The 14,837-nt window shown below is 43.0% G+C and carries 11 protein-coding genes; 10 read left to right on the forward strand and 1 reads right to left on the reverse strand.

Going from position 1 to position 14,837, the window contains the following annotated elements; all coding sequences use genetic code 11:
• The 10 genes from ACYTXL_RS14185 to ACYTXL_RS14230 form a co-directional block, all read left to right on the forward strand.
• Positions 1–245, forward strand: a 245-nt coding sequence (locus tag ACYTXL_RS14185) for a hypothetical protein (RefSeq protein ID WP_461925292.1), incomplete at its 5' end; no start/stop codon positions are given.
• A gap of 597 nt (positions 246–842) precedes the next feature.
• Positions 843–1,859, forward strand: a complete 1,017-nt coding sequence (locus tag ACYTXL_RS14190) for a homogentisate phytyltransferase (RefSeq protein WP_461925293.1) — start codon at positions 843–845, stop codon at positions 1,857–1,859.
• A 3-nt stretch (positions 1,860–1,862) separates the two neighbouring features.
• On the forward strand, positions 1,863–2,336 hold the full coding sequence (locus ACYTXL_RS14195; protein WP_461925294.1) for a tetratricopeptide repeat protein: 474 nt from the start codon (positions 1,863–1,865) through the stop codon (positions 2,334–2,336).
• Positions 2,337–2,595: 259 nt separating this feature from the next.
• Positions 2,596–4,749 carry a hybrid sensor histidine kinase/response regulator gene (locus tag ACYTXL_RS14200; protein ID WP_461925295.1) on the forward strand — a complete coding sequence of 718 codons (2,154 nt, stop codon included), beginning with the start codon at positions 2,596–2,598 and terminating at the stop codon, positions 4,747–4,749.
• Between the two features lie 321 nt (positions 4,750–5,070).
• The gene (locus ACYTXL_RS14205) at positions 5,071–6,096 is read left to right on the forward strand and encodes a tetratricopeptide repeat protein (protein WP_461925296.1); all 1,026 of its coding nucleotides are present in this window, start codon (positions 5,071–5,073) and stop codon (positions 6,094–6,096) included.
• A 24-nt stretch (positions 6,097–6,120) separates the two neighbouring features.
• Entirely contained in the window at positions 6,121–7,749 is a 1,629-nt protein-coding gene (gene cobA, locus ACYTXL_RS14210; protein WP_461925297.1) for a uroporphyrinogen-III C-methyltransferase, read from the forward strand.
• A gap of 72 nt (positions 7,750–7,821) precedes the next feature.
• The gene (locus tag ACYTXL_RS14215) at positions 7,822–8,424 is read left to right on the forward strand and encodes a hypothetical protein (protein ID WP_461925298.1); all 603 of its coding nucleotides are present in this window, start codon (positions 7,822–7,824) and stop codon (positions 8,422–8,424) included.
• 229 nt (positions 8,425–8,653) lie between these two features.
• Entirely contained in the window at positions 8,654–9,214 is a 561-nt protein-coding gene (locus ACYTXL_RS14220) for a PadR family transcriptional regulator (RefSeq protein WP_461925299.1), read from the forward strand.
• 16 nt (positions 9,215–9,230) lie between these two features.
• Positions 9,231–12,614: an efflux RND transporter permease subunit gene (locus ACYTXL_RS14225; RefSeq protein WP_461925300.1), complete on the forward strand. Its 3,384-nt coding sequence runs from the start codon at positions 9,231–9,233 to the stop codon at positions 12,612–12,614.
• A 106-nt stretch (positions 12,615–12,720) separates the two neighbouring features.
• Positions 12,721–14,085: an efflux RND transporter periplasmic adaptor subunit gene (locus tag ACYTXL_RS14230; protein ID WP_461925301.1), complete on the forward strand. Its 1,365-nt coding sequence runs from the start codon at positions 12,721–12,723 to the stop codon at positions 14,083–14,085.
• A 176-nt stretch (positions 14,086–14,261) separates the two neighbouring features.
• Here the strand turns inward: ACYTXL_RS14230 and ACYTXL_RS14235 are convergent, their stop codons facing one another.
• Positions 14,262–14,831, reverse strand: a complete 570-nt coding sequence (locus ACYTXL_RS14235) for a Uma2 family endonuclease (protein ID WP_461925302.1) — start codon at positions 14,829–14,831, stop codon at positions 14,262–14,264.
• Positions 14,832–14,837 lie beyond the last annotated feature (6 nt).

Genomic DNA, 14,837 nt, shown 5'->3' on the forward strand with positions numbered 1-14,837 from the left:
CTGCTTGGAAGGGGAAACTCAGACAAGTAAGCCGACTCGTGGAAAGAGAAAACCCAAGGAGCGATCTTTGGAATCCCCACCTTCAGCGTAAGCAACGTGGGGAGGATGTCAATGAAGAGATTGTACCGTTATCGAGAGTTGGGAATAAATATTTTCATGCTTACAGCTATTTTCAGGTAAATAGACCACGCGGTAGGGGCACAGCATTGCTGTGCCCCTACGACAGATGTGGTTCAAATACATGAAAACTGCTGTAATTGTAAGATTTTATCGGGATTAATACCCAAAAATTATCAACCTCTAATTCGTGGACTGCTGCCGAATTGGACTAAGCCGTTCCACATTTAAGTTGCATAATTAGGGCGGACAAGACTTCGGCGTGAGCGCTCAGTCGAACGCTGCCCACCCTACAAGAGTTTTGTTTATATTCGGTTATGCTAAATTAGATATTTTTCAGCTTATAGGCAGCAGCCCCAAGATGGGCATTGCCATGCTCTACATGGGAAAAAGATAATGTCATGTCACCTTGACAGTGCTAATCTTGCCTTCCCTACGAAAATAAATATAGTGCATCTAGATTTTTGGCTCTTGATTAATGACCAAATTCTGTGACAATAGTTAACAATTAAAACTTACGCAAAACTACACGCACTCTGGGGCAATAGGCTTCTGCTGCAAAGACGCTACCGCGTAGCTTGCTTCCACGTCCCTTGCCCGTCCCGTAAGGAAGTGGTACGGGAAGCCTTCGGCTAGATGAATTGCCCCTACCTAAAAATCATTCTTTTCAGCTATTGTTTGCGTAAGTACTGACAATAAACCGGAATACGGAATCTAAGCTACTCATGAGCCAGAGTTATCAAAACAGCCCTTTACCACCCCAACCCGTTCAATCATTTTTCGGTTGGTTATACGCTTTCTGGAAATTCTCTCGCCCCCACACGATTATTGGTACAAGTCTGAGTGTTTTAGCTTTATATTTAATTGCCATTGCCATTAGTAATCCTACTCTTTCCCCACTCCCATTGGACTACGCTCACGGCAAGCTTACTCCCCACTCCCATTGGACTACGCTCACGGCAAGCTTACTCCCTCTCTTCGGCGCATGGATTGCTTGTTTGTGTGGGAATGTCTACATTGTGGGGCTGAATCAATTAGAAGATGTTGATATTGACAAGATTAATAAGCCTCATTTACCGTTAGCATCAGGTGAATTTTCCCGGCAGACGGGGCAATTTATTGTTGCTTTGACTGGGATTTTGGCGCTAGTTGTGGCGTGGCTAACTGGGCCATTCTTATTGGGCATGGTGGCAATTAGCTTGGCCATTGGTACTGCTTATTCTTTACCGCCTATTCGTTTGAAACAGTTTCCATTTTGGGCAGCGCTATGTATTTTTTCGGTGCGCGGTACGATTGTTAATTTAGGATTGTATTTACACTATAGTTGGGCGCTGAAACAAAGCCAAGTAATTCCGCCCGTGGTGTGGGTATTGACATTATTTATCTTGGTGTTTACCTTTGCGATCGCCATTTTTAAAGATATACCAGATATGGAAGGCGATCGCCTCTATAATATCTCTACTTTCACGATCCAACTCGGTTCCCAAGCTGTGTTTAATCTGGCTCTTTGGGTGATAACTGTCTGCTATCTGGGAATAATTCTAGTTGGTGTGCTACACATCGCCTCAGTGAACCCCATATTTCTAGTAATTGCTCATTTAGCCCTGCTAGTTTGGATGTGGTTGCGAAGTTTGGCAGTAGACTTACAAGATAAAAGTGCGATCGCTCAATTTTACCAATTTATCTGGAAACTATTTTTTCTGGAATATCTGATTTTTCCTATCGCCTGCTTTTTGGCTTAGACAATGCTAGAAACCTTTCCCACTACTTCTATTATCGCTGCTCTTGTAGTTGTTCTCAGTCTCTCAATCCTGGGCTATTTCGCTTGGAAAACTTTGATTACTTCAGATTTGTTTCAAAAAGGAATGAATCTGGCTCAAGTAAAAGATTACCAAGGCGCAGAAGCAGCGTTTCGCAAAGTGATTTCCCTTAACTCTACAAATGATGTGGTGCGCTTGTTTTTAGGAGATGTTTTAAACCATCAAGGTCAAGTAGAGGAAGCAACAGAATTATTCCGGGAAGTAATTCGCCGCAGTCCGAAAAATCCTGATGCTTACTTGCGTCTAGCAAATATTCTCATGCAGCAAAAGCGAGAAGAGGAAGCTAAAACTAACCTGCTACAAGCTAAAGATTTATTACAAAAACAGCGCCAACCTGAAAAAGCTAAAAAAATCACTCAGCTTTTAGATAAAATGAGTGCTAAGTCAAGTGAATCTTAAGTTGAGTGAGAATTACGGAGATTAAATTTTCCTGTTCCGTCTCCTATTTTTTTTCCCATTCCCATCATGATGGTGAGAATGGTTTTTGTTTTGGAATTTATCAGTGTGTGCCGTAATTATGTCCGCAATTTTCGCAAGTGTTACCACTCCCTTCATCGCCCTGACAATTGCAATCTGATACGCTACAAGGTCCATAGCCACAATGAATTGATTTAGGGGTTACTAGTAGATTTTATAGATTAAAAAAAATCAAGTATTTATGTCAGACATAATATCAGAATTGTGGACTAATTTTTTTACATCAGGATCGTTTATTCCACATGGACACTGCTATCTATGGCAAACAAATTTAGTTTGGTTACACATATTATCTGACTCGCTCATTGCACTAGCTTATTACTCGATTCCAGCTACACTCTTCTACTTTGTCCGCAAGCGGCAGGATTTGCCCTTTGATTGGATTTTTCTACTATTTAGTGCATTTATTGTAGCTTGTGGCACTACTCATTTAATAGAAATTTGGACGCTTTGGCATCCAACCTATTGGCTGTCGGGATTTGTCAAAGTAATAACTGCAATCATATCTGTAATTACAGCAGTACAACTTGTGTCTCTAGTTCCACAAGCACTGGCACTTCCTAGCCCTGCTCAACTAGAACAAACAAATCAAGAACTTCAAATACAAATGGCCGAACGCTTAGGGATAGAGGAAGAACTGCGAAAATACCAGAATCATCTCGAAGAAATGGTTGCTGTTCGCACCAATGAAATTACCAATACCAATGAGCAATTACAACAAGAAATCCTTGAACGCCAACGCATCTTAGAAATTCTCCGACAAAGCGAAGAACGTTACCGTTACTTGGCTGAGGCAATTCCTCAACTTATATGGACAACCGATGCTAACGGTGAATCTGATTATTTTAATCAAAATTGGTATGAATACACTGGACTAACATTAGAGCAGTCCTTGGGTTATGGTTGGTTGGCGGCATTGCATCCAGATGATGTCCAAAGTGCTGATGAAGTCTGGTCTAATGCTGTAAAAAATAGGACTATATATAATAATGAATATCGCTTCAAACGGGCTTTTGATGGCTCCTATCGTTGGCAGCTAGCGCGAGGTTTGCCACTCAAAGATGACCAAGGTTTTGTAGTGAAGTGGTTTGGAACATGTACAGATATCCACGAACAAAAACAAATACTTGAAGAACGGGCGCACCTACTGGAATTAGAACAAGTAGCACGAGGGAAAGCAGAAACAGCCAATCGAATTAAAGATGAATTTCTGGCCGTCCTCTCTCACGAACTACGCACCCCACTAAACGCAATTCTCGGCTGGTCAAAGTTGTTGCAAACCCGCGCTTTTGACCAAGCAAAGACATCTGAAGCACTAGCCACAATTGAGCGGAATGCCACCTTACAGGCTCAACTCATTGAGGACTTGCTGGATATCTCCAGAATTTTACAGGGCAAACTGACGCTGAATATTACGAAGATTAACCTAGAGTCTACAGTATTGTCTGCGTTAGAGACAATGCACTTAGCGGCAGAAACAAAGTTGATTGAGGTGAATACAGCATTTGCACCGGATGTACGACAAGTTATGGGCGACTCGACTCGTTTGCAGCAAGTCGTCTGGAATCTCGTTTCTAACGCTATCAAATTTACACCCAAGGGTGGAAAGGTAGAAGTGCGACTAGAGCAAGCTGATGACTATGCTCAAATCATCGTTAGCGATACAGGTCAGGGAATTAGCGGTGAGTTTTTGCCTTATGTGTTTGATTACTTCCGCCAAGCAGATAGCACCTCTACTAGAAGTTTTGGTGGATTAGGATTAGGATTGGCAATTGTGCGTAATATCATCGAAATGCATGGCGGTATCGTCAAAGCAGAGAGCGAAGGTGAGGGTAAAGGAGCAATATTTACTGTTAGCTTACCGCTTCTGCCAGATGAAAGCCCAAGCCTGACGGATGAACAAAACTACCCTGCATTCTTAGCTACTAACTCCTTACTTCTCGCTGACGTTCGGGTTTTGGTTGTCGAGGATGATGATGATTCCCGAGATTTTATTACTTTTGTATTGGAGCAAGATGGGGCTTTTGTAATTGCGGTATCTTCCGCATTTGAAGCATTACAAACCCTAGCAGAGGTAAAGCTAGATGTGTTGGTCAGCGATATTGGTATGCCCGATATGGATGGCTATATGTTAATACATCAAGTGAGAACTTGGACAGCAGAACAAGGTGGAGAAATTCCAGCAATTGCCTTGACTGCCTTTGCTAGAAACGATGACCAGCAAGAAGCCCTAAAAGCTGGCTTTCAGTTGCATTTATCCAAGCCTCTTAACCCAGAAGAATTAATTCCAGCCATTGTTCAACTTCTCGAAACAAAAGTGTCAGGAATTACCTAAAAAATAAATTTTTACTCCTAATAAAGCCGCACCTATTGTCTACAAATGGACAATTACAGCAGAATTCAGAATTCAGAATTCAGAATCCAGAGGTAAAACAGGGTTTATACCTTGCTTTGGGACGAATCTGTGTGTACTTCACCAACTTTAAACCTGCTGTATATTATCTGAGAGTACACGGGTATCAAGTTAGGTTAATCACTTATAATTCCTGTTATAATCCAATAGGCTTGGGTTAAGAGAAATAGTAGGTTGTGTTTTTATGATGGCAATTAGCCGAAATCTATATTACACGTAAACCAAGCAGATAAGGTAATAAAAATGCTGAAAAACAAGAATGTACTGGTAGCAGCTATTATCTGCTTGTGTTTGAGCAATGCTAATACTGCCTTTGGTAGAGATGTTGGCGTTGTTTTATCAAAAATTGATGACTCTGCACAGCCCGCAGTGACTCAAAACAAAAACGCAGTTGCTAACTTCGAGCAAGGAACCAATCTTTACAAACAAGGAGATTTAAAAGGAGCAGAGGCGGCTTTTCTCAAAGCAATTGAGCTAGAACCCAACTTTGTACAAGCTTATATTGGTTTGGCAAATACTCTCGACGATCAAGGGAAACCACAAGAAGCGATCGCTATTTATAAAAAAGCCATTAGCCTCGAGCCTAAAAACTCTGTAGTATACTTTAATTTGGGTTTGACTTTAGCAAAACTGAATCAGTTAGAAGCGGCGATCGCCCAATATAAGAAAGCCCTCAGCCTTGAACCTAACTATGCAGACGCTCACTATTACTTAGCGAACGTCTTATACGCTCAACAAAAGCCAGCAGAAGCAGTCGCCGAATATACAGCAGCCATTAGCCTCAATCCGAAAAATCCAGTAGCTTATAATGCCTTGGGAAATGCTCTATATGCTCAAGGCAAACTAGAAGAAGCGATCGCAGATTACAAAAAAGCGATTAGCTTCGCTCCCAACTATGCAGACGCTCACTATAATTTAGCAAGCGCGTTTTACGCTCAAGGCAAGCTAACAGAAGCAATCGCCGACTATACCGAAGCGATTCGCCTTGATCCCAAACATGCACAAGCTTACGCGGGTTTGGGAAATGCGATGGACGATCAAGGTAAACCTCAAGAAGCGATCGCACATTACAAAAAAGCGATTAGCCTCGTACCCGACGATGCATTAACTTACTATAATTTGGGAATCACTTTGGGAAGAGAACAACAGCCAGAAGAAGCGATCGTTAATCTCAAAAAAGCCAGAGAGTTATTCCAAACTGACAAAAATAAAGAGATGGTTGAGCAAGTTGATCAGCTAATCCAAAAAATTAATCCCCGAAGGAATTGAATTTTGAATTCGGAGCGAAGCGACGTGACTCAAGAAAGAGGTAAAGTTTACCTCGTAGGTGCTGGGCCTGGAGATGTGGCATACCTAACGGTAAAAGCTTACAATCTCTTAACTATTACTCAGGTGTTAGTCTACGATGCCCTGGTAGATGCTCAATTATTGCAGTGCGTACCAGATGAATGCTTGAAGTTAGATGTCGGCAAACGCGGTGGTAAACCCAGTACAACTCAAGCAGAGATTAACAAGTTATTAGTAAAGCATTGCCAGCAAGGAAAACAAGTTGTACGGCTCAAATCAGGCGATCCCTTGATTTTTGGGCGTTGTACTTCTGAAATTGAAGCGTTGAAAGCATCTGGTTGTGATTTTGAACTAGTACCAGGAATTTCCTCAGCCCTTGCAGCACCGTTGTTTGCAGGAATTCCCCTGACAGATCCGGTTTTGAGTCGCACTTTTGCAGTGCTTACAGCTCATGAACCAGAGCTTTTAGACTGGGAGGCACTGTCACGGTTAGAGACACTGGTAATTTTGATGGGAGGGCAACATCTACCAGAAATTATAGATCAACTGGTGCGACACGGGCGATCGCACTTAACACCCATTGCGATCATCCGTTGGGCAGGAACTCCTGATCAACAATTTTGGACAGGGCAACTGGACAATATTCTGGAACAAACCAGCGAATTATCCCTTTCTCCAGCAGTAATTGTGATTGGCGAAGTTGTTGGGCTACGCAAGTACTTACAACCTGAGAATATATATTTAGACGAAATTATCAGATATTCTCAGGCGGAACCTCCGAACGAGAGTAATCCCACACCCCAACCTATGTTAAGTAACTTCCCTCCCTCTTCCTCATCTCCTCTTCCCCTAACTGGCAAAACAATCCTGGTGACGCGTTCAGTAGCACAGTCGAGTCAATTTAGCGATCGCCTGATCGCATCAGGTGCAACAGTCATCGAAATGCCAACCTTAGAAATCGGCCCGCCCTCCAGTTGGGAAGCTTTGGATAATGCGATCGCTGATTTATCTGATTTCGACTGGTTAATTCTCACTTCTAGCAATGGCATAGACTACTTTTTTGAAAGGCTAATTGCCCAAGGTAAAGATACCCGTGCCTTAGCAGGCGTCAAAATTGCCGTTGTTGGCGAGAAAACAGCCCATAGTCTCAAACAACACTCTCTTCAAGCAGATTTTATTCCCCCCAACTTTGTAGCCGATTCTTTAGTAGAAAATTTCCCAGATCAACTGGATGGTAAAAAGGTTTTATTTCCTAGAGTTGAAAGCGGCGGAAGAGAAGTTTTAGTTAAGGAATTAACTGTTAAGGGAGCAAAGGTGATAGAAGTTGCCGCATATCAATCTTGTTGTCCTAATGGTATTCCACCTGTGGCAGAGTTAGCTCTCCAAAACCGCAAGGTAGATGTGATTACCTTTGCCAGTTCTAAAACTGTACAATTTTTCTGTCAACTTACTAATCAGATATTTTCCCACGATTCTGATGCTAGCCAATTCTTAGAGGGCGTTTGTATTGCCTCTATCGGCCCCCAAACTTCTAAAACTTGTCATGCTTTATTCGGACGCGTAGATGTAGAAGCCCAAGAATATACTTTAGATGGTTTAACCCAAGCACTGATAACATGGGCGACAAATTATTAGTACAGCTTTGGATAAAATCGGCTATTGTCGGTCTTTACAGCTTCAGCAGAAAATTTTTTAGCTTAAAAACTTATGCCTTATAGTAAATTCACTCTCAGTAAAGCTGTAGAGGATTTCCAACTCACAATCCTTGAAGGAGGTCGTTTCCTGCCAGAAATTCCCTCACTCACCCCTACCCCTTTGCTTCAGGATATTCTTAAAGAAACAATTCCCTGGGCGATCGCAGTCAGTAGCGAGAAAGCCCGTTCTGAGGGGATCATTAATCCTGTGTTACTGGAGGTAAAACGCCAACTCCAAGGACAGATTAGCGTTTTCTCTGGTGAGGAATTCAATGTAGAACCGGAGGCTGAACTCACTGGCTATATTGACTTTCTGATTAGTCGTTCCCCAGAACAGCTATTTATCAAAGCTCCTGCGGTTATTCTAGTGGAAGCAAAGAAGGAAGACCTGAAACCAGCGCTAGGTCAATGCCTCGCCGAAATGGTTGCAGCTCAACGCTTTAACCAACAAAAGCAACAGCCGATCTCGACGATTTACGGAACGGTTACTAGTGGCACGGTTTGGCGGTTTCTGAAACTGGAAGGGCAATGCACCTCCATTGACCTTACAGATTACCCTCTCCCTCCAGTTGAGCAAATTTTGGGTATTCTCGTTTGGATGGCGCAGAAGGGCTAATGCCTGTTGCCTTCACACTCTCCTGATTGTAAAAATTTCGCTATCGCTCATTTTTACAGTCAGGAGATTCTTGGTTCACCGAGTCCACTTAGCCTAGACTCCTTGCGGTATCTAAACCAGAGGTGGTTCTCTCGTCATCACAAAGAATTCTGAGAAATCAGCCTTAAGTACTTGGCGAAAAAGACTCAGTTTGATATTGTTAGTTAACATATCAAACTGATATATCAAAATGCTAAAGTTGGCAGTATTAGGTCTCTTACAGCGAGAGCCATTAAATGGTTATCGGCTCAAACAGCAACTAGAGATGTTTATGAGTTGCAGTATTTGTGTTAACTATGGTGCGATTTATCCTCTTCTCAAGCGCATGGAAGAACAAGGAGAAGTGATGCTATGTGCAGAACAGGTACAAGAAGCTGGGCAGTGTGGAAAGGTATATGAGATTACACCCCTCGGTAAGACCACTTGGTATCAAGAGATGCTGGCATACCCTCATGAAAGTTGGGTGAATGTGCGAGCGCGATTCTTAATCAAATTTTTTTTCTTTAGTCATTTATTACCCGAAGAACGAGTGCAGTTAATTGAACATCGATTGATGTTATGTCAGTTACGCCTTACAGAGAAAAAAGCCCTGGAAATTACTGATGATTTATATCAAGCAAAATTACAAAAGCGGGTAGTTGAAGTCATCAGATTGGAGATTGAGTGGCTAGTTGAGCAACTCCAAACCGAACAACTTCAATTAGCTCAAATACCAACTTCAGTAAAACAGCTTAACCTAAAAAACTTTTGAAGTATCCTAAGTAACTATGTGGATCGTCAAAATTGCTTTACGTCTTCCGTATACATTCGCGATCGCAGCTTTAATGATTGTGATCCTGGGTGTAGTCACGATATTTGGTACACCAGTTGACATTTTTCCGGCAATCAACATTCCAGTTGTCAGCGTAGTTTGGACTTATAGTGGCACGACATCTGAGGAAATGGCCCAGCGAATCGTGACCATTAGCGAACGCGCCATGACCACAACCGTTGGTGACATCGAACACATTGAGTCTCAATCTTTAAGTGGTGTTAGTGTCGTCAAGGTTTTCTTCCAACCGAACGCGAATATCGCCTCAGCAGTCGCTCAAATTACCTCTGTCAGCCAAACAATTCTGCGCCCTTTGCCACCGGGGATCACACCGCCATTCATCATTCAATACAACGCTTCTTCGGTGCCAATTATCCAGATGAGTGTCAGTAGCAAAACCTTGCCGGAAGAAGCACTCTTCGACTATGCTACCAACTTCGTCCGCACCCAATTGGCAACAGTGCAAGGGGCAAGTGTACCTCTGCCTTATGGTGGTAAACCTCGGCAAATTATGGTTGATATCGATCCCCAAGCGATGTTGGCTAATGGCATTTCTGCCCAAGACGTGACTAATGCTGTCAGTGCCCAAAATCTGGTCTTGCCCGCAGGTGATATGAAGATCGGCGATCGCGACTTCGCCGTTCAAATCAACAATAGTCCAGATGTGGTGTCAGCCCTGAACGACTTGCCGATTAAGCAAGTTAATGGTAATGTGACTTACATTCGTGATGTCGCCCAGGTAAGAGATGGCTTTGGTGTGCAATCAAACATTGTACGTCAGAATGGCAGACGATCAAGCTTACTTAGTATCCTGAAGAGTGGCAATGCCTCAACTATTGATGTGATTGATCGGGTAAAAAAAGCTTTGCCTCGCATCCAATCCACCTTGCCCCCCGAACTAAATTTAGCGTTTTTGTTCGATCAATCTGTATTTGTGAAAGCTTCTATTCAAGGCGTTCTGAAAGAAGGATTGATTGCAGCCTGTCTCACCGCGCTGATGATTTTGATTTTCCTGGGAAGTTGGCGCAGCACTGTAATTGTAGCCGTATCGATTCCCCTCTCAATGCTGGTTTCGATCATCGTGATGAGTCGTTTGGGAGAAACTTTCAACATCATGACCTTAGGTGGTTTGTCCTTAGCTGTTGGTATTCTTGTAGATGATGCCACAGTAGAAATTGAAAATATCCACCGAAATCTCGGACAAGGTAAAGCAATCAAGCGAGCAATCTTAGATGGCGCTCAACAAATCGCCACTCCAGCACTTGTTGCAACATTATGTATTTGTATTGTCTTTGTGCCGGTCGTGTTTCTAAGTGGAGTGGCAAAGTATCTATTTGTCCCGCTAGCGATGGCGGTAGTCTTTGGGATGCTTGCTTCCTATGTGCTATCTCGGACTGTAGTACCGACAATGGCAAGCTATCTTTTACCATACGAAGTAGACTGGCATAGAGAAAGCGAAGATCATAATGGTCATAGCGATCGCCATCATTTAGATTCGCCAGTCCAAAACAATAATGGTCATAGTGATCGCCATCATCTAGATTCGCCAGTCCAAAACAATAATGGTCATAGCGACAACCACCACCAAACGGAACAGACAAGAAAAACTGCCGAACCTGTTAAGAAAGATTGGATATGGCGGCTACACGAAAAGTTTAACCGACAATTTGAGAAATTTCGCAGTTGGTACTACGATGTGCTGAACTCAGCATTAAATCACCGCCGCATAGTCTTTGTGGTGTTTGGTGCTTTTATAGTCAGTGCAGGAGTTTTGTTACCGTTCATCGGTCAAGACTTTTTCCCGGAAGTCGATGGTGGTCAATTTAGCCTCCATGTTCGAGCCTTACCTGGGACTCGTTTGGAAGAGACAGAAAAAATTGTTAGCCAAGTTGAAGGCGTTATCCGCCAGACTGTACCAAAAGAGCATCTCTCTCTGATTCTGGATAACATTGGCTTACCCACCAGTGGCATTAACCTTACCTATGGCTATAACGGTGCCACAATTGGGCCGGCTGATGCTGATATTCTTGTATCCCTAAAAGAATCTGGTGCAACTTTTTCTTACGTCAAGCAACTGCGTCAGAAATTGAAAGCGACATTTCCTAACTACACCTTCTTTTTTGAGCCGGCTGATATTGTGACTCAAATTCTCAATTTCGGTTTGCCTGCTGCTGTTGACGTGCAAATATCTGGCCCTCTGAAAAACTCAAAGGGGAACTTTGAAATTGCCCAACAAATCGCCGCCCGGATGACACGCATTCCTGGCGCTGTAGATGTACATCTCCAGCAAGTTGTCGATGCTCCAGAGTTACGTCTTAATGTAGATCGCACCGAGGCTCAACAATTGGGTATGACCCAGCGTGATGTTGCCAATAGCGTCCTGACTTCCTTAAGTTCAAGCGGTCAAGCCGCAATCAACCAATGGCTTGATCCCAAAAAAGGCGTGAGTTACACCCTGGCTGTACAAGTTCCCCAGTATAAAATTGACTCTATTGACAATCTGAAAAATACGCCAGTTGGCAACGGTCAAAATGCACCCCAACTTTTAGGTAATTTGGCTAGTGTCAAACGCGACACCGTGATGCAAGTTGTGAATCACTACAATATTCAGCCAGTTTTCGATATCTACGCTAACTCCTCTGGTCGTGACCTTGGGGGAGTTGCCCGCGATGTCAATCGAATCATCGCTGATTATCAGAAAAAATTGCCTAAGGGTAGTCAGATTAATGTCCGGGGGCAAGTGCAAACGATGAACTCTTCCTTTCTGGGACTTGGTTTAGGACTCGTGTTTGCAATTGTGCTGGTTTACTGCTTAATGGTAGTGAACTTCCAATCTTGGCTCGATCCCCTGATTATTATGATGGCACTGCCAAGCGCCTTAGCAGGTATCATTTGGATGCTATTTGTTACCCGCACCACCCTGAGCGTTCCTTCCTTAATGGGTGCAATTATGAGTATAGGTGTGGCGACATCAAACAGTATTCTAATGATCACTTTTGCTAATGAGCAGCGTCAGGAAGGGGAAAATGCCTATAAAGCAGCTCTAGCGGCGGGCTATACAAGATTGCGTCCTGTGTTGATGACTGCATTAGCCATGCTCATCGGGATGGTGCCAATGTCTCTCGGTCTTGGTGAAGGTGGTGAGCAGAATGCACCCTTGGGTCGCGCTGTAATTGGTGGCTTATCAGCTGCAACAGTTGCTACTCTGATCTTTGTACCTGTTGTATACAGTATTATGCGGCGCAAAGAACCTCGTCCTGTTGATCAGGATGATGACGATTTAAATTTCTCAGATCCAAAGACAGCATACTCGTTATCATCATCTCAAGGCAAATCATGAGCAATTCCAAGTAAGGCTACAAAGAACAAAATTGTCAAAGCCAATGATGGTAATGACTCTAGCTGCTAAATTTCTGCTTTTTTAGATAATATGGGACAGTTTACCTATGGATTCTCAGCATCGTCCATCTCCTGATTCTGAAGAACAAACGACTTCTAGAAAACAAAAGCGCGGCATCGGTGGAATTGGTTGGGCTGTAATTGGTGCTGTTTTTTTTGCTAGCCTACTGGCCATAGGTATTCTGCCTCGGTTAACCCAAAGGTCAGAATTACAGGCAGCAGTTAAGGAAGCAAGCACCCTACCCACAGTCAACGTGATCACTCCCCGTCGCGCTAATGCTAGTACAAAATTGGAACTAACTGGTAGTGTTATAGCCCTTAACCAAACGACCATCTACGCTCGCAGTACTGGGTATTTGCGGCGCTGGTACGCAGACATTGGCGATCGCGTCCGAGCTGGTCAGTTGTTGGCAGAAATTGATTCACCAGACACCGATCAGCAAGTTCTGCAAGCGAACGCAGAATTAGTGCAAGCACAAGCCAATGTGTCTCAAACTCGTGCTAATTTAGCTAAAGGTATTTCTGATTTGAAGCAAGCCCGCGCTAATCTATTGATAGCACGTCAGAGCTGGGAACGCTGGCAAATTCTGGTCAAGAAAGGTGCAGTCGCTCAACAAGATGCAGATACAAAATATGCTACATATCAGGCTAATCTTGCCAGCGTTGAGGCAGCACAAAACACTGTTAATGCTGACTCTGCCAACATCAAAGCAGCACAAGCTAACGTTTACGCCAGTCAAGCAAACTTGCAGCGTAATAATGTATTGCAGTCTTATAAGAAAGTCACTGCTCCTTTCTCAGGAGTGATTACCGCACGTAATGTCAATACAGGTGTTTTAATTTCAGCAGGTAGTAGTAACACCAGTACTACTAGTAGCATCAGTACCACCAACACCAACACTAGCAACACCAGCCTTTATACTATTGCTGCTTATGACAAGCTAAACGTAAATGTGAATGTTCCACAGAGTTTATCACAGTCACTTCAGACTGGTCAAACAGCACAAATTACAGTCAGAGAGTTACCACAACGAGTGTTTACGGGTAAAGTAGTGCGTACTAGCAACGCTATAGATCCAAATACTCGCACTTTGCTGGCACAATTAGAAGTGCATAATTCCGACGCGACGCTGCGACCTGGGATGTATGCCAATGTCAGATTTGCCATTAACCGCAACAATCCTCCCTTTGTTTTGCCAGATAGTGCTTTAGTCGTTAACGCCGGAGGTACGCAGGTAGCAACTGTAACCAAAGACGAAAGAGTGCATTATCAAAAAGTTGCCGTTGGGCGAGATTATGGTACTGAAGTAGAAATTACATCAGGTCTGACAGGAAATGAATCGCTCATTGCCACTCCTACAGTTGATGACACAGAGGGTTTGCACGTGCAGCGAGTTGCACAAACAAAGTAGACTCATTTCTGATATCAGGTTTAGTTAAATTGGTATTTTAACTATAGCCCTACTTAATCATTCGTGAACAACTAGATCCCCGACTTCTCTAAGAAGTCGGAGTTCTGAATGTTGTATTCAAAAATCAAATAGAATTGCTAGATGAGTTAAACATACTATGTACTGAAGATCCAAACTTATATTGGAAACTGAACATCTTCGTAAACCAAAGAAATAGGAAAGTGGAAATCAACACTAGTTAAATGAACTTCATCCCCTTCTTCATAAGGATGTAACTCCCAAATCCCTTTGTCATTTATACGAAAGCAATCTAAACTGATTTTTTCAGCATCAATGAGGACATATTGTTGTAAAGTCTGGATACGCCGATACTGCATAAATTTCCCGCCTCTGTCGTAAGCTTCTGTACTAGGAGAGAGGACTTCGACAATTAGACAAGGATACTGAATAAATTTAATAGCTTGTCTATCTCTTTCATCACAACTCACCACAACATCTGGATAGTGAAACGGCCCGTTCTCAGTTACTCCTACTTTTGCATCCGCCATAAAAGCGCGACAAGAACCTCCCCGGAGATGGCTTTTTAATGCTGAAGCTAAGTTTAAGGCAATACTAGTATGGGGAATAGTACCCCCAGTCATGGCGAAGACTTCACCATTGATATATTCATATTTAATATCTTGGTGTTCCTCCCATTCCAGGTATTCCTGGGGAGTCATATACTTACTGTCTGGACTCGCAATCATAACTTT

This window comes from Nostoc sp., from assembly GCF_054880495.1.